This is a genomic window from Pedobacter puniceum, from assembly GCF_009674685.1.
Taxonomy (GTDB): domain Bacteria; phylum Bacteroidota; class Bacteroidia; order Sphingobacteriales; family Sphingobacteriaceae; genus Pseudopedobacter; species Pseudopedobacter puniceum.
On sequence record NZ_WKJI01000001.1, the window covers coordinates 761,299 to 785,699 of the forward strand.

Genomic DNA, 24,401 nt, shown 5'->3' on the forward strand with positions numbered 1-24,401 from the left:
AGGATTATTCCGTTGTGAAAACATTCAAGGCGGGGCAACTCGCCTTTTTTTGTACTAAATAAATTAAAAGGATTATTCTGTTGTGAAAACATTTAGTGCCTCGACTATCTTCGGGGCTTTTTTATTTCTTCCAATCTCTTTCATAAACCACTCAACCACAAAAATTATATAACACTTTCCTAAAACTGTATAACACTTTCGCTATTAAAGCCCATAAATTTGTGTTATGAAAAGGAGGAAAAGATGGCAACAACAATAAAAACCCAAAACTTCCCGGTAACAGGGATGACTTGTGCGGGTTGTGCGGTAAGTGTGGAGAGTATGCTTGCAGCACAAGAAGGCGTTCAGCAGGCCGAGGTAAATTATGCCAATCAGTCGGTTAAGCTAAGCTTTAACCCAGAGCAGGTGAAGCCACAAGATTTACAGAAAGCTTTACAAAGTGTGGGTTATGATATCATTATAGACGAAGAAAATGCGCAAGAAAAGCAGGAAGAAGTGCAGCAGCAGGCTTATCAAAAGTTGAAGTATAACTTTATTCTGGCAGCTATTTTAACCATCCCCGTGGTGGTGATAGGAATGTTTCTGATGGATATGCCTTATGCCAATGAGCTGATGCTGGTTTTAAGCACACCTGTTTTGTTCTTTTACGGACGAAGTTTTTTCATCAATGCTTATAAACAGGCTAAACATGGCAAAGCCAATATGGATTCTTTGGTGGCTTTAAGCACAGGTATAGCTTATATTTTTAGCGTTTTTAATACTTTTAACCCACATTTTTGGCATCAAAGAGGTTTACATCCGCATGTTTATTTTGAGGCGGCGGCAGTAGTGATTGTTTTTATCATGCTGGGGAAATTGCTAGAGGGCAGGGCAAAATCTAGCACCTCTACAGCCATAAAAAAGCTTATGGGTTTACAGCCTAAAACGGTTATACGTTTAGGCGCTAGCGGAGAGGAAGAAGTTCCGATTAGCCAGGTGCAGGTAGGAGATTTAATTTTGATAAGGTCGGGTGAGAAGATACCTGTAGACGGCAGGCTAGCAGAAGGTAATTCTTTTGTAGACGAGAGTATGATTAGCGGAGAGCCTATTGCTGTAGCCAAGCAAACCGGAGATACGGTTTTTGCAGGCACCATAAACCAAAAGGGTAGCTTTAAGTTTACAGCAGAAAAGGTAGGTCAGGATACCTTATTGGCGCAAATTATTAAGCTGGTACAAGATGCCCAAGGATCTAAAGCACCTGTACAGAAATTGGTAGATAAAATTGCCGGGATATTTGTACCGGTGGTGATGCTGATAGCCCTTTTAACCTTTGCCATTTGGATGCTTTTTGGCGGAGAGCATGCTTTTACCCAAGGCTTAATGGCTATGGTAACGGTATTGGTTATTGCTTGTCCTTGTGCTTTAGGTTTAGCCACGCCAACCGCCATTATGGTGGGTATTGGCAAAGGAGCCGAGCAGGGTATCCTCATCAAAGATGCCGAGGCTTTGGAGGCTGGTCATCAGGTAAATGCTATCATTTTAGATAAAACAGGCACCATTACAGCAGGGCATCCTCAAGTACAGCAAGTGTTATGGGCAAAAGCAGCCCTCCATAAGGTAGCAACATACGAGGCGGTTTTATTAGCTATAGAGCAGCAGTCTGAACACCCATTGGCAGAGGCTATTATCAGCCATTTAAAGCAAAAAACATTAGCTGCAGTGCAGCTAAGCCAATTTAACAGCCTAACCGGTTTGGGTGTAGAAGCGGTTTTTGAGCAGGAAACTTATACAGCAGCTAGTCATAAAATACTAAAGCTTAAAAATTTAGCCATCGCTGATGATTTGCAGCAGCAATTACTGGCTTTAAAAGAGCAAGCCTATACACTGGTATATTTTGCAAACAGTAAAGAAGTTTTGGCTGTAGTGGCTATTGCCGATGAGGTGAAAGCAGGTTCTAAAGAAGCTATACAACAATTACAGCAGCAAGGTATTTCGGTTTATATGCTTACCGGAGATAATGAGCAAACGGCCAGAGCTATTGCCCAACAAACGGGTATCACACATTACCAAGCTGATGTTTTGCCTGCGGATAAGGCAGCTTTTGTAGAGAAATTACAGCAAGAAGGTAAAGTAGTAGCCATGATAGGCGATGGTATCAATGATAGCCACGCTTTAGCGCAGGCCAATGTATCTATTGCTATGGGTAAAGGTTCTGATATTGCCATAGATGTAGCTAAAATTACCTTGGTATCCTCAGATTTGAGGTTGATACCTAAGGCTTTGCAGCTATCATCACAAACGGTAAAAACCATCAGGCAGAATTTGTTTTGGGCCTTTATTTATAACCTTATCGGGATACCCCTTGCAGCAGGAATTTTATATCCCTTTAACGGATTTTTATTGAACCCGATGCTAGCAGGTGCAGCAATGGCTTTAAGCTCAGTATCGGTAGTAACAAACAGTTTACGCTTAAAATTTTTAACATCATAAATACAAGAACATGGAAACTATAAAATTTAAAACCAATATTAAATGTGGTGGATGTATTGCCACTGTAACGCCTGCTTTAAATGCCTTAGCAGGTATAAACAAATGGGAAGTAGATACCGCTAATGCGGATAAAATACTAACGGTAGAAGCAGAGGGTCTAAGCGCACAAGAAGTTGCAGATACAGTAAAAAAGGCCGGCTTTACAGCAGAGCAAATTTAAGTTTAGACTTATACAAGTATTAATGCAATTATGTTGCATTAATGTTTTGCTGATATTATATTTGCTTCAAAATAGAAGTAGATATGAATAAGAAGTTGCCTGTAACAGTTTTAAGTGGTTTTCTTGGAAGCGGGAAAACCACCTTGCTTAACCATATTTTACACAATAAAGAAGACTTAAAAGTTGCTGTGATTGTGAATGATATGAGTGAAGTAAATATTGATGCCCGTTTGGTTAAAAACGAGGCTACCCTTTCTAGAACAGAAGAGAAATTGGTGGAGATGAGTAATGGCTGTATTTGCTGCACCTTAAGAGAGGATTTGATGATAGAGGTAGAAAAATTAGCTAGTGAGGGCAAGTTTGATTACCTTTTGATAGAGAGTACAGGTATTTCTGAGCCTATACCTGTAGCACAAACTTTTGCTTTTAAGGATGAAGAAAAGGATATAGACCTTTCACGCTTTAGTTATATCGATCAAATGATTACGGTGGTGGATGCTTATAATTTCTTTAAAGATTTTGGAACAGCAGAACTATTGAAAGATAGGCAGCTAACAGACATGGAGGATGATAACCGTACCATTGTAAACCTATTAACAGACCAAATAGAGTTTGCCAATACCATCATCTTAAACAAAATAGATTTGGTACAGCCTGGAGATGTAAAACTCTTAAAAGCTTTAATCAACAAACTTAATCCCGAAGCAAGGATTATAGAAACGGTATTTTCTAAGGTTAACCTTCATGATATTCTTTTTACCCATCAGTTTGATTTCGAGAAGGCATCCTCATCTGCAGGATGGCAAAAAGAATTGGAAAATGAGCATATCCCAGAAACAGAAGAATACGGTATCAGTTCTTTTGTTTTTAGAGATAAAAGACCTTTTCATCCAGAAAGATGGATGGCTTACCTGCAACAAGAATTTCCGCATAACATCATCAGGTCTAAGGGTTTGTTTTGGATGGCCGATAAACCTCAAGAAGCTTATAATTTTTCGCAAGCAGGTGGTTCATCCCGTTTAGAAGGTGCTGGAGTTTGGTGGGCTAGCATGCCTTTTGCAGAGCGTATCCAATATCCAGACTATATAGAAAACAAAGATTATATAGAAAGTAAGTGGGATAAAAGGTTTGGCGATCGTTTAAATGAGTTGGTATTTATTGGTCAGGATATGGATAAAATACAAATACTTAAAGACCTAGAAGCTTGTTTACTTCAAGACGATGAGTTATTGGCTTTTCAGCTTTAGGCGATGTATACAAACCCAATTGAGGGTGGGTTTAAAAGGTGTCGAAGTCTCCTGATTTTCGACACTATTTTTTTTAGACTTTTCGATTAGCCACTCATGATGTACTAAATTTAATTTTACGAGGAAAATAAAAACGTCGATAGCATTTGGTGCTACCGACGTTACAAACTTAACCTAAAAAAATCAGTTAATTAAAGAACCTAAAAGCCACTCTTTCTTGAGCTTATTTTTAAGGATCTTATTTTGAGTTTCTATCAGCTTCTCCTGAGCTTCTATCAATTTACTTTCACGAGCATTGATGAGGAATAAAGAGCTGTCACCAAATTTAAAGCGCATTTCTTCACCATCTAATAGCTTTTGGTTGGCTACCAAAGCAGCTTTAATTGTTTGTAATTGTTTCTGTAAAGTATTGGCTTCAGCTAAATTCTGACTCAGTTTTACGTTTAAATCATTACGTACCAAATCTTGTTCAAGCTCGGTATTTCTAATTTTAATTTTAGCTTCTGCCAATTCTCCTCTAGCGGCAGAGAAGGTGAGGGGCATCGCAATTTGAAAACTTACCTTATTGTTTTGCTCCCAATATCTTCTGTTTACATTTCTTAGAAATTGCGTATCGCTGTTTAGTAAGCCCACTTGTAAATCTATGGTAGGCCTTAAACTTTCGGCTTTTAAACGCCTTTCTATTTGTAAATCACGCAGCTTAAAGTCATAACTTAAAAGCTTAGGGTTATTAGCAATATTTAATTCGGCACTTTCTGGTAAAGCTATATTAGCCTCTTGTGGCAAAGCATTTAATTTTTCAATATCTACAGGCGTATTATCTTCAAGCCATAAAAAAGAGGCTAAAAGGTATTTTGCTGTTTGTAATTCTAAAGCAGCCTGTTGGTATTGTACTTCACGTTGCTGTACTTGTGTTAAAGCTTCTACGGTATCAATAGCCGGACGATCTCCTCCTCTAAATCCTTCTTTTACAGCTTCAAACCTGATGGTGCTTAATGCTAATGCTTGGCGATATACTTCGGCAATTTTATATTGATTTTGCCAGCTTAAATAAGCTTCACCAGCATTTAAGATTAAATCGTTAATGATTAAGACCTGTTCATTTTCGCTAGCTTCAGTAAAAATACGAGCCTGTTTTAAAGCAGCCCTTCTTTTATCCATCAATAAACCTTTACCCAAAGAGAAGTTAAGTCCTACAGTGCTTAAACCTTCCTTAGGAAGCTTATTTTCTGGGTTAAGATAAGCACCTTCTGCGGTAGCATAATTTCCTTTCAACTCAATGCCATACCATAAAGGTATTTTAACTTCTGGTGTAACAAACTGATAATACTCGGTACCATCAAAAGCTTTTCTATCATAATCCACAGAAAGTTTAGGGTCAAAACCTCCCCAGGCTTGTAGCATACGAGCTTTTGCTAACCTGCCAACCAAATTAGCTTGTTGTGCTACCGGGTGGTAAGACCTGATAATTTCTTTAAAAGCTTCCCATTTAAGGGTGTCAGCAGGCTGTTGTTGCGCAAAAGCCGGCAGCAAAAACGCTATCAGAATAAAAGAACCTAATAACCTTTTCATTTTTTATCGCTTTTTCCTTTATCCTTACTATCGTTTGATTTATTTCCTGTACTGTTAGCTACATAATACTCAGGCGGGAAGCCATTTAACTGACGCCATAATTCGTAAATAACAGGTACATCTTTCAATAAGGCTATACCTTTAGCTCCAGTGCCATAGCTCAGTTGTGGTGGCCACGGTTTATCATTTTTATCTGGGCGTACCCATGCTCTAAATTTACCGTTTACACTGATGGATGGATCTACCGCAGCGATAACACCACCAAAAGTACCATAAGAGGTGTTTGGCCAGCCAGAGAATACAATAGCAGGGAAACCATCAAACTGTAAACGCACTTTTTGCCCTTTATTAATAAGGGGTAAATCTAGTGGGTCTACAAATATTTCTACCGCAACATCAAAATTAATAGGTACTATTTCTAAAAGTGGGTCGCCTTCTTTAACCGTCTCGCCAATACCTGCTTTAGTGGTTCTGATAACTTGGCCAGATTGAGGTGCGGTAATAACATAAAAGCCTCGTCTGATTTCGTAGTTAGACAATTGGTTTTTAAGTTTAGCAACCTCGCTTTGTGTAGTAGCCATATCAGATAGGGTAGATAGCCTATCGCCATTGGCTTTTAATACTTTTTCTTGATATTCTTGTTCTACAGCATTTTGCTCCAGGCGGATGATCAATAGTTCGTTACGACTGTTATAAAACTTATTTTCTGCTCCCATCTTTTTAGATAGCGCATCCTGATAAGCTTGTTGTCTTTGCTCGTACTCGGTTAAAGATTTTAAACCAGCATCATACAATTGTTTCTGTCTTTTAAGCTGCTCATCAGCAATTCTGAGTTGGTTTTCTGCAGCTACATAGCTAATGCTATCAGACTGTACAATTAAAGTATACTGTTTAAGCTTGTTTCTAAGCTGACTTAATTTTAAAGTTCTAGCATTTTCTATGGCAATAGCTTGGTCGCCAGTTAATTTAGCCTTGTTCTCATAAAAGTCTATAGATGCTGATTTAGCTTTGATTTGCTCATCAACACGTATCAATTGAGAAGGGTCTAAATATTCTTCTTTTACCTCTGTTATTTTAAGTAAGGTATCGCCTTTTTTTACAATATCACCGTCTTTAACATACCACTTTTCTATTCTACCAGCAATAATGCTGTTAATCTCTTGTGGCCTTTGTTGTGGGTTTATGGTCGAAACTACGCCATCGGGCTGTATATTTTGAGTCCATGGTAAACATAAAATAACCAAAATAATGATTAGGGTTATGGTAAACCACTTTCTTCTTTTGGATTTGCCATCGCGGTCACGCATAACTCTTCCAAAAGATTGATATTTTGTGAAATGGTCTGAAGGTATCTTGCTATCTAAAAACATAGGTTTAAACTTAATTTTCTACTAACTGGCCATTTTCTAAATATAAAGTTCTGGTGCACTGGCTGGTAAAAGCCTCATCATTACTGATGGCAAGCAGTGTAAAAGCATGATCAGGATTGGTTAAATAATTGATAACCTGCTGTCTGATTTGCGGCTCTATACCATTCCAATTGTCTTCTACCAAAATAAGCGATGGCTTGGTTACCAAACAACGGGCTAATAGTATTTTTTGGATGATATTGAAAGGTAGTTTTTTACCTTGAGGATCTACATAAGTTTCATAGCCTTGCTGTTGTTTACTGATATAATCATCTAAGCCAACAATTTTACAAACCAAATCTACATCCTGAAAACTAACTTCTTTATTTCCTACACATATATTATCTAATATAGAACCACTAAATACATCTTCATCTCCCAATAAAGAAGATATGTTTCTATTTAGTACTTGCGAGTTAATCATTTTCAAAGGCGTATTATTATATAAGATATTACCTTTAAAGTCTTGATAAATGCCTGATAATATGCGTAATAAAGTTGATTTTCCGGAACCTTCTGAACCTAAAATACATACTTTCTCACCAGCATTAATTTTAAGGTTGAGGTTTTTAAGTGTTAAAGATTCATGAGGATATGCAAAATCTAAAGACGTAATTTTTATTTCTAAGCCAGGGCTAGGGGTAAAAGCCAAGCTTTGTTGTTCGCTAGCCTCATCATCTTGTGGTTTTGCCAATACCTTGTTTAGTTTTTCTAAAGCTGTAAGTACATCATAAACAACCTCTAAACTTAAAATCATTTTTTCTATAGAGTTTAAAATGGTAATGATGATGATTTCTGCCGCGATAAATTGCCCTAAGTTAATTTGCTGCTCTATAAATAAATAAGAACCCAAAATAAGCATCGCAGCAGTAGTTACTACTTTAAAACCTATTAAAATCCTGTATTGAAATAACAATACAGAAAAGTGTTGATCTCTTGAAGTTAAATAACCATTAACCAACTTATCGGTTCTTTTAAGGTGTAGCTCGTGATGCCTGTTAAGTTTAAAAGGTTTTACGGCTCTAGATATTTCTTCTAACCAGTGTGCTACATCATATTTGTAATCTGATTCTTTCATACTGGTAGCGAAACCTTTATCAGAAGAATAATAAAGGATTAATATAACCAATGTAAATACCGTAACTGCAAAAATGATAAAAACCGGGTGGTAGAAACACAGCAAGGTGAGTCCGAATAAAATTTGAATACTTGCCGCCGGAAAGTCTAATAATAGTTTTGAAAAGCCTTTTTGAAGGTTTGAAGTATCAAAAAAGCGATTTACCAATTCTGGAAGATAATAAGAATCAACACTTAATAAATTGAGCTTTGGGATACGATAAGCATAAGCAAAAGTTAAACGGGTAAATATTTTTTGTTGCAAACGTTCTGTGATACGCATTTGGGCAATTTGTAATATACCCGTTAATAAAACGCCACCAATAACCACCCCTATAAGAACAATTAAGGAGGTACTTACGGTGCCTCCAAACAGTAAATTTACTATTGCTTGTATGCCTAAAGGTAGTGAGAGTAGTATGAAACCGTTGATGATGGCATAGAAATAAACATTGCTTATTTCTCTTTTCTCTAAGTTAACCAGTTGGTTAAACCGTTTTATAGCACTTTTAATTGAGTAGTTTTCAGCGTTCGCCATATTTCTTGTTTCGCTTCTTTTATGTTTTTTTAAGGCCTGCAGCTTTAGCTACACAGCAATTACAACATTTTTTTTGTTATGAAGTTTAAAATAATATTAATTTTCTGTGCAACCTAGTACTTTTTCTTTGGTTGAGCTAATTTTCTAATAAATTTTAATGCAATTCTAATTCTTTTGTATTTTTCTTATTGTAAAACAGCCTAATCATTAGTTTTTATAAATGGTTTTTAAACTTTTAAAGCAGGCAGCTTGTGCTGCACTGCTTTAACAACATTTATTTGGGGATAAATTTTAACTAATGATGCTTTTCTTGAGCTACTTAGTATGTTTTTTATTTAGTTACGCTAATTTTTTTAAATTTTAATGCTTTTCTAATGTTTTGTTGACTTTATTTAAAAAAAAATGAATGTTTTTTAATATTAAGGCAGGCAGCCTTGCGCTGCTCTGCCATAACAACATTTATTTGGGGATAAAATTTAAGCTGATGCTACTTTGAATGTGTAAATCAACATTTTTTTTCTTAGCAATATTAATTTGCGCTCTGATATTCTTTAAAGCCTCTTCTAGCTCTTTTATTCTTCTCTGGTCTTCAACAGGAATAGATTTTTGTCCTTCATGATTAATCAAAGACTGTCTGTTATGATATTCTAATTTTGCATTATACAGTGTAGAAAGCATATGAGCGGCATCTTCTGCGCTATAAGTCCAATCTATTAAAGAATATTGTTTCTCTTCCATGTGATTTGCTTTAATTTTAACATCACAAACATATAAGGTCTATTTCATATATTATTATTTATATTTGATATGAAATACATAACTAATTTTTATGAATTATACGCTGCATCAATTACAGGTTTTCCTTAAAATAGTAGAAACAAAAAGTATTACTAAAGCCGCACATGAGCTTTTTTTAACCCAGCCTGCTGTATCTATTCAGTTTAAAAATTTCCAAGACCAGTTTGATATTGCTTTAACGGAAGTTGTTGGTAAACAGGTGTATATAACTGATTTTGGTTTTGAAATAGCCCATATGGCGCAAAAAATTTTAGATGAAGTAAATGCCATCAACTATAAAACTCAAGCGTATAAAGGTATCTTATCTGGTAGGTTAAAGCTTGCTGTGGTTTCTACAGGAAAATATATTATGCCTTACTTTTTAACTGATTTTTTGAAAGAACACCCCGGCATTGATTTAACAATGGATGTAACCAATAAGTCTAAAGTGCTAGAAAGTTTAGAAAATAATGAGGTTGATTTTGCTTTGGTATCCGTATTACCACAACGGATCGCTGTTCATGAAGAGGTGCTTCTAGAGGATAATTTATACCTATTAGGTAATAAAGAACATCAGTTTAATAGCGGACCTTACAAGAAAAGTATTTTTAACGAGATACAATTAATATATAGAGAAGTAGGCTCTGGTACACGCTTTATTATGGAAAGCTTTTTTGAAAAAAGCAAAGTTAACATCAGAAAAAAACTAGAATTAACATCAAACGAAGCTGTTAAGCAAGCGGTTATTGCAGGTTTAGGTTTTTCTGTAATGCCTTTGATTGGTGTGCATAATGAAGTAATGCTTAAAGATTTAAATATTATACCAGTAGCCGGTTTGCCTATTAAAACCAAGTGGCGTATGATTTGGTTGAAAACTAAGAACCTATCGCCCGTAGCAGAAACCTTCTTAGAGTATACCAGAGAGCATAAGAAAGAAATACAAGACAAGAGCTTTAGCTGGGTTAAAGAATTGAACTTAAAATAAGCTAATGCTTTAAAAATTCTTAATTTAGGCTTTTTAAAAAATTTAAAATGGGGACGAAGTATTTTTTTAGCTTAATTTTATTAGGATGTATTAGTTTGTTTTGTGTTGAAGCGAATGCTCAAACAGAGGTTGATGAGCGTTCTATGCAGTTTAAAGGACTTAAATATACTTCTAAAGACTCTCTGTTTTTTATAAACTTTAGGTTTAGAATGCAAAATAGAATGGGCTTCGTAACTGAAGATGCTGAAGATTTGGGTATTAGAGAATGGGATACTCGTGTGAGAAGACTAAGGCTAAGAGGTGATGGTTATATATTAGGAGAGAAACTAGCTTACAGCGTACAGTTATCTTTTTCTCGTGGCGATCAAGATGCCGACAATACAGGAGTAGCTAATATTGTACGCGATGCGGTTATTTTTTATCATTTTACTAATAACTTTTATGTAGCCTTTGGGCAAAATAAACTTCCAGGAAACAGGCAGCGTGTAAATTCATCTGGGCAATTACAATTTGCAGATCGTTCTATTGTAAACAGTGCTTTAACCATAGATAGAGATTTTGGTTTAAAGGCTTATTATACCAATAAGTTGGGAAATGCAGTTTATCAGTTAAAAGGAGCTATTTCTACTGGGGAAGGTCGTTCTGTAAATACAACAGATAAAGGTTTAGCCTATACAGGAAGGGTAGAGTTCTTACCTTTTGGAAGTTTTACCAACGATGGTGATTACTCTGAGGGAGATTTGGAAAGAGAGCAAAAGCCAAAATTGAGTCTTGCAGGTGGATACTCATATAATAAGGCTACCACCAATACCGGAGGACAGCTAGGTAAAGATTTATTTAGCCCTGTAGATATGAAAACATTCATGTTAGATGCTATTTTTAAATATAATGGATGGGCTTATGCTGCCGAGTTTATAAAAAGAGATGTAAATAATCCTTTAACTTATAATAGTGATGGCGATTTAAGCTATGCTTATGAAGGACATGGTTTGAATAACCAGTTTTCTTATTTATTTAAAAACAACATAGAAACTGCTTTTAGATATTCCTACCTCATTCCATCTAAAAGGATAGCTAACTTTGAAGATACTCGTGAAGTTTACGAATTAGGTTTAACCAAATATCTAAAAGGGCATAAAGTAAAAGCACAACTTAATTTAAGCTATAATGTTGGCAACCAAAATCATAGTTTAAGCAATGATAAAAATTATTGGGGTACCATGTTCCAGATAGAACTTGGAATCTAATAAGAAGGCTGCTACATCATGAAGACCTATATCAAACCCGCTTTGAAGCGGGTTTTGTGTTTCATTAACATTTAAACACCATTGAAATGAAATTAAGTGACTTTGGACACAAAAATTGTATTTTAAATCACTTTTTTTAATCCTTAAGGTCATTCTTTACCCGTGTGGGTCACTATACCTTTGAACTATAAATCAAATAGTTCAATAGATATGAAACTTAACATCCACAATCTCACCAAAACAGCTTACATGGCATGTGTAGTGTTGTTCACGTTTATTTACCTTCCTACAACATCAGCTCAAAATACTTATAAGATTGGTACCGGTTCGCAAATAAAAGTTATCGGTACATCTAATATACACGATTGGGATATGACCGCAGTAAACTTTGCTTTTGATGCAAACTTTACCGTAAAAGGTACTGATGTACTAGATGTTTCTTCTTTAAGTTTTGTACTTCCTGTAAAGAACTTGAAAGGTAAAGAAGATTTATTAAACAGCAGAGCTTACAAAGCCCTTAAAGAAGAGCAGTTTGATAAAATATCTTTTAAACTGATAGATGCAACTATAGTTCCACAACAAAGAATTATTAAAGCAACAGGTAACTTAACCATTTCTGGCGTAACCAAAAAGGTACTTATCCAAACTACCTATACCGTAGGTGCAGATGAAAGTATCACTTGTAAAGGTTCTAAAGCTATTAAAATGAGCGAGTTTAATATTAAAGCACCAACCTTTATGATGGGAGCACTAAAAGTTGCAGATGATGTAACCATCGATATCCTCTTAAAACTTAAAAAATAAACATAAATAATCAATTGTTCTATAATCACTCAATAATAACAATCATGAAAACTAGATTACTTTCAAACCTAAAATTTGGTGCAGCAGCGTTACTAGCTGTAGCAGCAAGCAATGCTTTTGCTCAAGAAACAGAAGTTGCAAATCTTCGTCCTTATGATAAATCAGGTATTAACGTATTTGAGGCTCCAAAAGAAAACGATGCGGTTTTTAATAAACTAAAAGTAAGATTTGGTGCAGGTTTTACACAGTCTTTCCAAGGCTTAAAACATGAAAATAAAGCTGGTGGATTATATAAAATCTCTCCGGGATTTAATACAGCTAACGCTAACCTTTACATGGATGTTCAATTAGCAGATGGTATCAGATTAAATTTAACCAGCTACTTATCAGCAAGACACCATAATGAAACTTGGGTAAAAGGTGGTTATATCCAATTTGATAAACTACCATTTAAAGGACAGTTCTGGTCTGATTTGATGAAAAACACAACCATCAAAGTGGGACACATGGAAATCAACTACGGAGATCAACACTTCCGCAGATCAGACGGTGGGCACACTTTGTACAACCCATTTGCAGAAAACTATATTGTTGATGCATTTACAACAGAAATTGGTGGTGAAATTTTATATAGAAAAGGCGATTTCTTTGGACAGGTTGCAGTTACTAACGGTATGATTAAAGGTAACGTTGATAGTTTAATTGCTACTCCGCAAGATAAAAACATCCACAAATCTCCTGCTATTTACTTAAAAGCTGGTTTTGATAAAAAATTAAATGATGATTTAAGATTACGTTTAGCGGCTTCTTATTACACCAACAAAAGCTCTGGAGGTCAAACCTTATATGCTGGAGACCGTACAGGTTCTAACTACTTCCTTGTCATGGAAAAATTAGGAAGCACAGCAACAGCTCAATTTACATCAGGTCGTTTAAACCCTGGTTTCAGTAAAAAAGTAGACGCTTTCCAATTAAATGGATTTGTTAAAGCTAAAGGTTTAGAATTATTTGGAACTTATGAGGCAGCACAGGGTCGTACCAAAACAGAAGTTGATGAAAGAAAAATGTCTCAATATGCTTTAGATGTGATTTACAGATTTGGAAGCAAAGAGAACTTATTTGTAGGAGCAAGATACAATGCAGTAACAGCTAGATTAGCAAATGTTGCAGCAGCAGGTACAGCACCAGCAATTACTTACAATGATGACATCGAAGTTAACAGAATTGCATTTGGTGCAGGTTGGTTCTTAACAGATAATATCTTATTAAAAGGAGAGTACGTTAAACAACAATACAAAAAATTCCCTACAGCAGATTACCGTAATGGTGGCGAGTTTAGCGGATATGTAATACAGGCAGTGGTTGGTTTCTAGGCCTGGGTATAATAGGTGAGTGAAGGGCGTTCGGTTTTAATTTGAAAAATTAAAAAATCCGGATGCCCTTTTTTTTAGATTTAATACAATGAAACTTTTAAAGCTTTTAATCATTTTAGTAGGAGGGGTATTGGTAGCTTTCAATACTAAAGCACCTGCAAGTAAATGGGTGATTTATAAAGCTTGTTCTTTAAAAGTAAATGGTAGTACCAATGTTAATAAGTTTGATTGTGTTATTAATAGCTATTACAAACCTGATACCCTATGTTTTATACAAAATAGCCAGCAAGAACCTGTGAGAATGACTGGGGCAATGAAATTAGATATCAACAGTTTTGATTGCCATAACCCCATGATGACAGCAGACTTAAGAAAAACACTAAAAGCAAAGCAGTTTCCTAAACTCATTATTAAATTTATCAGTTTAAGTAAGTATCCTCAATTAAAAGGGCAACAAATAACCGGGTTGGTGCAGATAGAATTAGCAGGTGTAAGTAAAAAGTTTCAGGTTGATTATCAGCTTATTCCTTCAGGTGCAAATGCTTTACAATTGAAAGGCTTAAAAGAAATCAAGTTTTCTGATTTTAACATAGAACCGCCTAGAAAAATAGGTGGGATGATAAAAACAAACGACGAATTAGATATAGAATTTAATCTTCACATTAAAATTATTAACGATATATAAGAAGAATTTTTACAAACCTAATGTTATGAAAAAAGTGTTATTATCTGGTCTTGGTGCCGGATTTATTTTATTTCTAATGAGTTATTTCGGACTCATGATAGGAATAAGATATTTCCCAGAGTTATTTGTAGAATACAATAACCCTCTATTTAATTCGGATGGCAGTAGAGATTTATTATTTTTTATGCATCCTTTTATCATGAGCTTTGCCTTATCTTGGTTTTGGGCTCGTTTTAAAAAGCTATTTCGTGGAGCTATCTTTTTAAGAGGCTTAGAGTTTGGTTTTGTTTATGCTATAGTAGCATTGCTACCCGTGATGTGGATAACCTTTAGCTCTTTAGATATTACCTTTTTAATGATATCAAGCTGGTTTTTGTATGGCTTTTTTCAGTCGGTAATAGCAGGTTTATTATTTGCAAAAATAAATCCTTAAGCTATTAAGTGAAGTATTTCGCTTAAAGGTTGATCTATTTCTATCTTAATTCCATGAACACCTGCGGCATTTGCGGCTTCTACATCTGTTACTTTATCACCAATAAAATAGCATAAAGAGGGTTCCAGATTATGCTCTTGTATGCCTTTTAATAGCATGCCAGGCTTAGGTTTGCGGCAATCACATTCGCCCGTAAAATTAGGGTGATGCGGGCAATAATATACCGCTGTAATTTCTATGCCGTGTTTAAGATATTCGTTTTTCAGATGCTCATGCATTTCGTTAAGAATATCAACAGTATACCAACCTTTAGCTAAGCCACCTTGGTTGGTAGCTATCATTAATAAATAACCTCTGTCTTGTAGTTCTTTTAAAGGCTTAAAATTATGTTCATGCACATGAAAGTCTTCAAACTTACATACATAATCTCCAAGTTCACGGTTTAAAACACCATCACGATCAAGAAATATAGCCTTATTTTTTTGCATGATTTTTTATTAATTTTTTGCGAAGGTATAAATTTATCAATAGCTTAAAAAGTCTATTTTATAGAGAAGTTTAAGAGCTCAAAAAAGGGGTTGAAAATCAGAGTTTTTACAGCTTTTTACTGAAAACATGCCTTTTAAGATGATTTAAGCTAGGTTTGAGCTTTTGTAAAGTTTGTAAAATAGAAGCTTTAAATTGAAGGATTTGTAATTTAAGGGGTGTTGTATTGTTAATAAATTAAGAAAATGAGTTTCAATTCGCTTTTTTATTACGAAAATTATAAAAATATTAGCAATGTGCTATTTGGGCAGAAAAATTCGTATTTTTCGGTTTCAAACCGAAACTATAATTTATATTAATGAATCAATCTGATCAATCTCAGCAGGGCTTATACGATCCGAAATTTGAACATGATGCATGTGGGACAGGATTTATTACCAATATCAACGGTAAAAAATCGCACCAAATTATTCAGAATGCTTTAACTATTCTGGAAAATATGGAACACAGGGGAGCTTGTGGCTGCGATCCTGATTCTGGAGATGGTGCCGGAATTTTAATGCAAATTCCACATGAATTCTTTCTAGAGGAATGTAATGAATTAGAAATTGACTTAAAAGAACCAGGTCAATATGGTGTGGGTATGATGTTCTTGCCAAAGGACTCATTAGCGAAGAAAGCAATACGTAAAATTATTACTGATTGTGCAGCACAGCTAAATATTCCTATTTTAGGATTTAGAAAAGTGCCTGTAAATTCTTCTGTTATTGGAGAAACTGCAAGAACGGTAGAGCCACAAGTGAAACAGCTTTTTGTGGCTAAGCCAGAGCATGTAAAAGACAATGATGAATTTGAACGTAAATTATACGTATTAAGAAGATTAATTACCAGAACCGTTTCTGAAGAGGTAAAAACAAATGCAGATCAGTTTTACTTTACTTCATTATCATCAAGAGTGATTGTTTATAAAGGACAATTAACTACTTATCAGGTTCGTCAATACTACGCAGATTTACAAGACGAGCGTTTCATATCAGCTTTTGGTATGGTTCACTCTCGTTTCTCAACCAATACTTTCCCTTCATGGAAATTGGCTCAACCGTTTAGATTTATATCTCATAACGGAGAAATCAATACCTTAACCGGAAACCTAAACTGGTTCTATTCTGGCGTAAGATCTTTAGTATCACCTTATTTTACACAGGAAGAGATGGAAATTCTTTTACCTGTTATTGATAATAACCAATCAGACTCGGCTTGTTTAGATAATATCGTAGAGGTATTAACACATTCAGGCAGATCATTACCACATGTAATGATGATGTTGGTGCCAGAAGCTTGGGATGGTAATGAAGCTATGGATCCATTAAAGAAAGCGTTTTATGAGTATCACGCTACGCTGATGGAGCCTTGGGATGGTCCGGCTGCATTAACTTTTACTGATGGTAAAAAATTAATTGGTTCTATTTTAGATAGAAACGGCTTACGTCCTTTACGTTATGTAATTACTTCTGATGGTACTGCAATTGTTGCTTCTGAGGCGGGTGTATTAACTATCGACGAAAGTACTGTACTTAGAAAAGGTAGGTTACAACCAGGTAAGATGTTCTTGATTGATATTGAGGACGGCAAAATTATTACCGACGAAGAGATAAAAGCACAAATAGCTGGCAGACAGCCTTATGGCAGATGGTTAGAGAACTACAAAATCAGGATGGAAGAGCTTCCTGAGCCTCGCGTTTCTTTTACTAATCTTACTAAAGAATCTGTTTACCGTTACCAAAAAGTGTTTGGTTATAGCCGTGAGGATGTAGAGACAATCATCAAGCCTATGGCTTTAGATGGTAAAGAGCCTGTAGGTTCTATGGGTACTGATGTTCCTTTGGCTATCCTTTCAGACAGACCGCAACATTTATCAAGCTATTTCAAACAATTCTTTGCGCAGGTTACCAACCCACCAATAGACCCTATTCGTGAGCGTTTGGTGATGAGCTTGGCAACTTTCATTGGTAACAATGGAAATATTTTGGATGAAGATAAAATGCACTGCCACTGTGTTACTCTAAAACATCCAATTTTAACAGATAAAGAATTAGAGAAACTTAGAAGTATAGATACAGGTTTATTTAATGCTAAAACCTTACAAACTTACTTCAAAGCAGATAATGTTTCTGGAGCTTTAGAAAGAGGTTTAGAGCGTTTATGCCGTTATGCAGAAGATGCTGTTAATGATGGTTTTGAGGTTCTAATCTTATCAGATAGAGCTATAGATTCTGAACATGCTGCTATTCCTTCTTTATTAGCAGTATCTGCAGTACACCACCACTTAATTAAAAAAGGACTACGTGGGGCTGTAGGTTTAGTTGTTGAGGCTGGCGATGTTTGGGAAGTTCATCATTTTGCTTGTTTATTGGCGTTTGGTGCAACAGCTATTAACCCTTATTTAGCTTTAGCATCTATCCATACCTTAAGAGAAGATGGTAAATTAGAAACTACTTTAGACGATAAAAAACTCGTTTATAATTATATCAAAGCCGTTTGTGATGGTTTGTTGAAGATATTCTCTAAAATGGGTATCTCTACTTTACAATCTTACCATGGTTCTCAAATTTTTGAGATTTTAGGTATCAACAAAGAAGTTGTAGAGAAATACTTTACAGGCGGTATTACCAGAATAGAAGGTTTAGGTTTAGATGAAATTGCTAAAGAAGCATTAAGTAAACATATTAATGGCTTTAAAGGCGAAGATGCTGATAGCCATTTATTACCAGAAGGTGGTATTTACCAGTGGAAAAGAAGAGGTGAAGCTCACTTATTCAATCCAGAAACTGTACACTTATTACAACACGCAACTCGTACAAACGATTACGAAGTTTATAAGAAATACGCAAAAGCAATTAATAACCAGGCAGAGCGTATGTATACGCTACGTGGTTTAATGGACTTTTCTCATCACAGAGAGCCAATTTCTATTGATGAAGTAGAACCGGCAGAAAATATCATGACCAGATTTGCTACCGGTGCGATGTCTTTTGGCTCTATTTCTCATGAAGCGCATAGTACTTTAGCTATCGCGATGAACAGAATTGGAGCAAAAAGCAACACAGGTGAAGGTGGTGAAGATGAGATGAGATATACACCACTTCCAAATGGAGACTCTATGCGTTCTGCTATTAAGCAAATTGCATCAGGAAGATTTGGAGTAACCATCAACTACTTAACTAACGCCGATGAGTTACAAATTAAGATGGCTCAAGGTGCTAAACCAGGTGAGGGTGGCCAGCTACCAGGGCATAAGGTTGATGAGTGGATAGCAAAAACACGTCACTCTACACCAGGAGTAGGTTTAATTTCTCCTCCACCACACCACGATATTTACTCTATTGAAGATTTAGCGCAGCTAATATTCGACTTGAAAAATGCAAACAGAGCAGCTAGAGTGAACGTAAAATTGGTTTCTAAAGCAGGTGTAGGTACTATCTCTGCTGGTGTTGCCAAAGCACACGCTGATGTTATCTTAATTGCAGGTTATGACGGTGGTACTGGAGCTTCTCCAATAAGTTCTGTAAAACATGCTGGTTTACCTTGGGAACTTGGTTTAGCAGAAGCACACCAAACTTTAGTTAAAAATAAACTAAGAAGTAGGGTGGTTTTACAAGCCGATGGACAGTTAAAAACCGGAAGAGACTTGGTTATTGCAGCTTTATTAGGTGCTGAGGAATGGGGTGTTGCAACAGCAGCTTTAGTAGCTGGCGGTTGTATCATGATGAGAAAATGCCACTTAAATACTTGCCCTGTAGGTGTTGCAACACAAGATCCAGAGTTAAGAAAATTATTTAGCGGTAAGCCAGAGCATGTTGTAAATCTGTTCAGATTTATGGCAGAAGAGATGAGAGAGATTATGGCTGAACTTGGTTTCAGAACCATTAATGAAATGGTTGGCCGTGTGCAGTTCTTAAAATCAAGAGATAATATTACCCACTGGAAAGCTAAGAAAGTAGACCTTTCTGCTATCTTACACCCAGTATCATTCCCTAAAGGAATGACTTTATATAACAGCGAGTCTCAAGACCATGGAATGGATCAAATCTTAGATTGGCAGTTAATTAAAGAAGCTGAACAAGCTATCAAAGATAAAACTCCGGTATTTGGTACTTTCAATGTTAAAAATACCGACCGTACCATTGGTACCATGTTGTCTAATGAGATTGCTAAGGTTTACGGTTCTGCTGGTTTACCAGACAATACCATCAATTACAAGTTTAAAGGTTCTGCCGGACAAAGTTTTGGTGCTTTCGCAGCAAAAGGTATCTCTTTTGAGTTAGAAGGCGAAGCAAATGACTATGTTGGAAAAGGTTTATCAGGTGCTCAATTGGCTATTTATCCTGCTAAAGAAAGTAAGTTTAAGCCAGAAGAGAACATGATTGTTGGTAACGTAGTATTGTATGGTGCTACTTCTGGAGAGCTATTTATCAGAGGTATGGCTGGTGAGCGTTTTGCGGTACGTAACTCTGGTGCAACAGCAGTTGTAGAAGGTGTTGGAGACCACGGTTGCGAGTACATGACTGGTGGTAAAACATTAATTATTGGTAAAACAGGAAGAAACTTTGCTGCTGGTATGAGTGGCGGTATCGCTTGGATTTATGATATTGATGGCGACTTTGTAGATAATTGTAATCGTGAAATGGTTGATTTGGATCCTTTATCTCCATCAGATGAAGAAGAAATCATCAATCTATTACGTAAACATCATCAATTAACACAAAGTACAGTTGCTAAATTTTTAATTGAAAATTGGGGCAAAGAGTCAGTTAAATTTATCAAAGTATTCCCTCAGGAATACAAAAAAGTATTATCGCAAAAGCAAAAATTGGAGTCGATTAGCTAAGAGTCATGGGAAAAGTTACAGGATTTAAAGAATATCAAAGAGAACTTCCAGAGAAAGTTCCTGCCCAGGAAAGGGTAAAAAATTATAAAGAGTTTGTTGGTATGTATAGTGATGAAAAGCTTAACCAACAATCAGCAAGATGTATGAATTGTGGTATCCCATTTTGCCACTCGGGTTGTCCGCTAGGGAATGTTATTCCAGAGTTTAATGATGCCGTTTATAAAGCAAATTGGGAAGAAGCTTATCAAATATTAAGCTCAACCAATAACTTCCCTGAGTTTACAGGCAGAATTTGTCCTGCACCATGTGAATCTGCATGTGTATTAGGAATCAATAAACCTGCTGTAGCTATTGAAGAAATAGAAAAGCATATCATTGAGATTGCATATTCTAAAGGATATGTTAAACCTCATGCACCATTAATTCGCACTGGCAAAAAAGTAGCTGTTGTAGGTTCTGGTCCAGCAGGTTTAGCAGCGGCAGCACAGTTAAACAAAGCTGGTCATGAAGTAACTGTTTTTGAAAGAGACAGCCAACCAGGTGGTTTGTTAAGATATGGTATTCCTGATTTCAAATTAGAGAAAACTGTAGTTGAGCGTAGAGTAGAAGTGATGAAAGAAAGTGGTATTATATTTAAATGTAATACCGAAGTAGGTAAAGATATCAACGCAAAGGAATTAACTAAAGAATTTGATGCTGTTTTATTAGCTGGAGGTTCTACCATACCAAGAGATTTACCTATAAAAGGTAGAGAACTTAAAGGTGTTTACTTTGCCATGCAGTTTTTAAAACAACAAAACAAACGCGTAAGTAATGAGCCTGTAACTGAAGAAGAAATTCTTGCTACTGGTAAAGATGTGGTTGTTATTGGTGGTGGTGATACTGGATCTGACTGTGTTGGAACTTCAAACCGTCAGGGTGCAAAATCTATCTTACAATTTGAATTGATGTTTAAGCCATCAAAAGAGCGTACAGATAATATGCCTTGGCCTACTTACCCAATGTTGCTTAAAACAACAACTTCACATGAAGAGGGGTGTGAGCGTTACTGGGGTATCAATACTAAAGAGTTTATTGGCGATGAAAATGGCGAATTAAAAGAGCTTCGTATTGTAGATGTACAGTGGGAGGTTGATGCCATGGGTAGACCAGTTAAATTTACTGAAGTTGAAGGTACAGAAAGAGTTATTCCTTGCCAAAGAGTATTCTTAGCCATGGGATTTGTGAACCCTCAATATGATGGTATGTTAGAACAGTTAGGTGTTGAACTTGACGGACGTAAAAACGTACTAGCTACAGAAGGTGTTTACAGAACCAATGTAGATAGGGTATTTACTGCAGGAGATATGAGAAGAGGACAATCACTAGTTGTTTGGGCAATATCAGAAGGTAGAGAAGCAGCTAGAAAGATTGACCAATATTTAATGGGGCACTCTAACTTAGAAAGCAAAGAAGCAGTAAATATGTTTGAAGAAGTAATGTAATCATCAAACATATAGAAATAAGAAAGCCGACTAAATGTCGGCTTTTTTTATTTTAATTATTTACCAATACTGTAAATGTGGGCGTACCGTTACCCGATATGAATAAGGTATAATTCTTATTTGCTAGAAAGTTATAATTAGTAGTTAACAGGGGAGTTGTACCACTAGAAGGAAATATTCTTAAGATAGAGCCTGGTTCTACCTCAATATAACTAGAAGCGGTTTTAAAACCTAAGTTACTAATTAGGGCTACATCGCTTGCGTTTCTAACCGTAATACCTGTGTTTTGGTTGGCATAACTAAAATGTATGAACCTTATTCTGGCATTATTTAATGCAGATGGTGTGCGGCTATCTTCTACTTGTAAAGCTGTGTTTTGACTTCCTCCGCTAAAGAAATAGGTATAATACCTATCTGCTGTAGTTCTTAAAGAAGATGAAGAGTTTACAAAAGCTGTTCCTGTATTTTTAAACTCTATTTTACGGTTGCCTGCAGGCAAAGCGCTATAACCAGTACTTTCTAAATAGCCTAAAGGTGTCATGGTAGATTTTACATCATCAAAATAAATATCTTGCTTCGCAGAGCCTTCCAAAACGTTAATGATATTTACTTGTGCGGTACCGCTAGTGACAGAGCCATCCTCAGAACTACAAGAAGTAAATAAAAGAGCTATCAATAAAAGCTTAAAAATATGATTCATAGCGTGTTGATTATTTATGGAGTTTACTGTAAAAATCCCAAAGTACAATACCTGTACTGATAACGATATTGAAAGAATGTTTAGTGCCAAATTGAGGGATTTCTAAACAAGTATCCACTTCTTTCATCACTTCATCGCTTACACCATTTACCTCATTACCAAAAAATAAAGCAAATTTTTGATCACTCTCTGGTTGATAATCTAATAAAGAAACGCTGTTTTCTGCTTGTTCAATAGCTACAATTTGGTATGATTGTGTTTTTAGTTCTTCAAGAGCATCAGCAACACGTTCGAAATACTTCCATTGGATAGATTGCGTTGCACCCAATGCCGTTTTTTCTATTTCTCGGTGTGGTGGTTGCGCCGTAATGCCACATAAATATAAAGCCTCAACTGCAAAACCATCAGCCGTTCTAAAAGCCGAGCCTACATTGTGTAAACTTCTTACATTGTCTAAAACTACAATAATGGGTAGTTTTTCTTGTTGTTTAAATTCTTCGATTGATGGTCGGTTAAGTTCATCAAGCTTAAGTTTTCTCATGCCCTAAAGATACTATGCTTTTTCTTTATCAAATTGCTGTAAACAGATAAATTTAAAAGATATTTGCTTTTTAAATACAAGTTATGCTAAAAGAGCTCCTTCAAAAATTACAAATAACAACATTAAACGAAATGCAAAATGCCGCTTTAGAGGCTATTGCACAAAAAAATGATGTTATGGTGCTGTCTCCAACAGGTTCTGGGAAGACATTAGCATTTCTATTGCCTTTGGTTCAAAAACTTAATCGTCAAATAAAAGGGGTACAAGCTATTGTTGTAGTACCTTCTAGAGAATTGGCTATGCAAATAGACCAGGTTTTTAGGCAATTACAATCAGGCTATAAAATAACTTGTTGCTATGGCGGGCATTCTACTAAAGTAGAAAAAAGTTCATTGTCAGATGCTCCGGTAATTATAGTGGCTACTCCAGGTAGGTTGGCTTACCACATCAGAGAAGGAAATTTTGATGTTTCTTCTGTTAAAACTTTGGTATTAGATGAATTTGATAAATCTTTAGAGTTGGGCTTTGAGGAAGATATGTCAGAGATTGTATCTTCATTATTTAAGTTGGAACAGAAAGTTCTTACATCGGCTACCCAATTAGAAGATTTTCCAGCATTTTTGCAGCTTCAAAAGCTAAAAACACTTAATTTCTTAAAAGATTTAGAGGCTATCCCGGATATTAAAACCGTTATCCTACAATCAAAATCAAAAGATAAATTCAATATTTTGATGGATGTTCTTTACAGAAATAAAGATGGTCAAAGCTTGGTTTTCTGTAACCATAGAGATGCTGTAGAACGGATTACCTTGATGTTGGCTGATAAAGGAATTGTAAATGGCGTTTATCATGGAGGTTTGGTACAGCAAGATAGAGAAAAGGCACTTTTTAAGTTTAGAAATGGAACCTATAATATATTAGTTACTACAGATTTAGCTTCCAGGGGTTTAGATATTCCTGAAATAGAAACGGTTATCCATTACCAAATTCCGCATACGCTTGATGCTTTTATACATAGAAATGGTAGAACAGCAAGAATGAAAGCTAGTGGTAAAGCTTATTTGTTACTATCCGAAGAAGAAACTGTTCCTCCGTATTTGAAAGAATATGAATTTACAGATACAGTGGTAGAAGAAAGGGAAATAAATTTAAACCATACCGGATGGGTTACCTTTTACATTGCAGGAGGTAAAAAAGATAAGTTGAGCAAGATGGATATTGCAGGTCTTTTATATAAAAAAGGTGATTTAGCTAAGGATGAAGTGGGCTTAATAGCTATTTACGACCAAATGTCTTATGTGGCTGTAAAAAGAAAAAAAGCAAGAGAGGTGTTGAAGAAAGTTAGCCAAGAAAAAATTAAAGGGAAGCGATATAAAATAGGGATAGATGAGTAATCTATTTTAAATATATTTGCAGCTCCAATTTTT

19 protein-coding genes are annotated in these 24,401 nt (G+C 35.7%); 12 read left to right on the forward strand and 7 right to left on the reverse strand.

Annotated features, from left to right (window positions below):
• The first annotated feature begins 243 nt into the window (after window positions 1-243).
• From GJJ64_RS03470 to GJJ64_RS03480, 3 genes are all read left to right on the forward strand, one after another.
• The gene (locus GJJ64_RS03470) at window positions 244-2,469 is read left to right on the forward strand and encodes a heavy metal translocating P-type ATPase (protein ID WP_154286356.1); all 2,226 of its coding nucleotides are present in this window, start codon (window positions 244-246) and stop codon (window positions 2,467-2,469) included.
• Between the two features lie 10 nt (window positions 2,470-2,479).
• Window positions 2,480-2,689: a heavy-metal-associated domain-containing protein gene (locus GJJ64_RS03475; protein ID WP_154286357.1), complete on the forward strand. Its 210-nt coding sequence runs from the start codon at window positions 2,480-2,482 to the stop codon at window positions 2,687-2,689.
• A gap of 83 nt (window positions 2,690-2,772) precedes the next feature.
• The gene (locus GJJ64_RS03480) at window positions 2,773-3,936 is read left to right on the forward strand and encodes a GTP-binding protein (protein ID WP_154286358.1); all 1,164 of its coding nucleotides are present in this window, start codon (window positions 2,773-2,775) and stop codon (window positions 3,934-3,936) included.
• 183 nt (window positions 3,937-4,119) lie between these two features.
• On the opposite strand, the gene GJJ64_RS03485 is transcribed toward GJJ64_RS03480, so the two are convergent.
• The 4 genes from GJJ64_RS03485 to GJJ64_RS03500 form a co-directional block, all read right to left on the reverse strand.
• Window positions 4,120-5,508 carry a TolC family protein gene (locus GJJ64_RS03485; protein WP_154286359.1) on the reverse strand — a complete coding sequence of 463 codons (1,389 nt, stop codon included), beginning with the start codon at window positions 5,506-5,508 and terminating at the stop codon, window positions 4,120-4,122.
• Window positions 5,505-6,878: an HlyD family secretion protein gene (locus tag GJJ64_RS03490; protein ID WP_154286360.1), complete on the reverse strand. Its 1,374-nt coding sequence runs from the start codon at window positions 6,876-6,878 to the stop codon at window positions 5,505-5,507. Before GJJ64_RS03490 ends, GJJ64_RS03485 begins: the two co-directional genes overlap by 4 nt.
• A 10-nt stretch (window positions 6,879-6,888) precedes the next feature.
• Window positions 6,889-8,571 (reverse strand): peptidase domain-containing ABC transporter, encoded by a 1,683-nt coding sequence (locus GJJ64_RS03495; RefSeq protein WP_154286361.1) that lies wholly within the window; start codon window positions 8,569-8,571, stop codon window positions 6,889-6,891.
• Between the two features lie 459 nt (window positions 8,572-9,030).
• Window positions 9,031-9,309: a hypothetical protein gene (locus GJJ64_RS03500; RefSeq protein ID WP_154286362.1), complete on the reverse strand. Its 279-nt coding sequence runs from the start codon at window positions 9,307-9,309 to the stop codon at window positions 9,031-9,033.
• 91 nt (window positions 9,310-9,400) lie between these two features.
• Between GJJ64_RS03500 and GJJ64_RS03505 the strand changes: the two genes are divergently transcribed.
• The 6 genes from GJJ64_RS03505 (at window position 9,401) to GJJ64_RS03530 (ending at window position 14,875) form a co-directional block, all read left to right on the forward strand.
• Window positions 9,401-10,333 carry a LysR family transcriptional regulator gene (locus GJJ64_RS03505; RefSeq protein ID WP_154286363.1) on the forward strand — a complete coding sequence of 311 codons (933 nt, stop codon included), beginning with the start codon at window positions 9,401-9,403 and terminating at the stop codon, window positions 10,331-10,333.
• 47 nt (window positions 10,334-10,380) lie between these two features.
• The gene (locus GJJ64_RS03510; protein WP_154286364.1) at window positions 10,381-11,580 is read left to right on the forward strand and encodes a porin; all 1,200 of its coding nucleotides are present in this window, start codon (window positions 10,381-10,383) and stop codon (window positions 11,578-11,580) included.
• A gap of 210 nt (window positions 11,581-11,790) precedes the next feature.
• Window positions 11,791-12,384 carry a YceI family protein gene (locus GJJ64_RS03515; protein WP_154286365.1) on the forward strand — a complete coding sequence of 198 codons (594 nt, stop codon included), beginning with the start codon at window positions 11,791-11,793 and terminating at the stop codon, window positions 12,382-12,384.
• A gap of 44 nt (window positions 12,385-12,428) precedes the next feature.
• On the forward strand, window positions 12,429-13,757 hold the full coding sequence (locus tag GJJ64_RS03520) for a hypothetical protein (protein ID WP_154286366.1): 1,329 nt from the start codon (window positions 12,429-12,431) through the stop codon (window positions 13,755-13,757).
• Window positions 13,758-13,845: 88 nt separating this feature from the next.
• Complete coding sequence (locus GJJ64_RS03525; protein WP_154286367.1) at window positions 13,846-14,442, forward strand: YceI family protein; 597 nt, start codon at window positions 13,846-13,848, stop codon at window positions 14,440-14,442.
• Window positions 14,443-14,467: 25 nt separating this feature from the next.
• A complete protein-coding gene (locus tag GJJ64_RS03530) occupies window positions 14,468-14,875 on the forward strand; it encodes a hypothetical protein (RefSeq protein WP_154286368.1) in 408 nt (135 codons plus the stop codon).
• Here GJJ64_RS03530 and GJJ64_RS03535 read toward each other — a convergent pair.
• Window positions 14,872-15,363, reverse strand: a complete 492-nt coding sequence (locus GJJ64_RS03535; protein WP_154286369.1) for a D-glycero-alpha-D-manno-heptose-1,7-bisphosphate 7-phosphatase — start codon at window positions 15,361-15,363, stop codon at window positions 14,872-14,874. The genes GJJ64_RS03530 and GJJ64_RS03535 overlap by 4 nt on opposite strands.
• Window positions 15,364-15,719: 356 nt before the next feature.
• On the opposite strand from GJJ64_RS03535, the gene gltB reads away from it, so the two are divergent.
• Together gltB and GJJ64_RS03545 are read left to right on the forward strand one after the other, a co-directional pair.
• Entirely contained in the window at window positions 15,720-20,249 is a 4,530-nt protein-coding gene (gene gltB, locus GJJ64_RS03540; protein ID WP_154286370.1) for a glutamate synthase large subunit, read from the forward strand.
• Window positions 20,250-20,254: 5 nt separating this feature from the next.
• Window positions 20,255-21,733, forward strand: coding sequence for a glutamate synthase subunit beta (locus GJJ64_RS03545; RefSeq protein ID WP_154286371.1), 1,479 nt, complete (start codon window positions 20,255-20,257; stop codon window positions 21,731-21,733).
• A gap of 52 nt (window positions 21,734-21,785) precedes the next feature.
• Here the strand turns inward: GJJ64_RS03545 and GJJ64_RS03550 are convergent, their stop codons facing one another.
• Window positions 21,786-22,433 (reverse strand): DUF4397 domain-containing protein, encoded by a 648-nt coding sequence (locus GJJ64_RS03550; protein WP_154286372.1) that lies wholly within the window; start codon window positions 22,431-22,433, stop codon window positions 21,786-21,788.
• Window positions 22,434-22,443: 10 nt separating this feature from the next.
• Complete coding sequence (locus GJJ64_RS03555; RefSeq protein ID WP_154286373.1) at window positions 22,444-22,974, reverse strand: RNA methyltransferase; 531 nt, start codon at window positions 22,972-22,974, stop codon at window positions 22,444-22,446.
• An 83-nt stretch (window positions 22,975-23,057) separates the two neighbouring features.
• On the opposite strand from GJJ64_RS03555, the gene GJJ64_RS03560 reads away from it, so the two are divergent.
• Window positions 23,058-24,368: a DEAD/DEAH box helicase gene (locus tag GJJ64_RS03560; RefSeq protein ID WP_154286374.1), complete on the forward strand. Its 1,311-nt coding sequence runs from the start codon at window positions 23,058-23,060 to the stop codon at window positions 24,366-24,368.
• The last annotated feature ends 33 nt before the right edge of the window (window positions 24,369-24,401 follow it).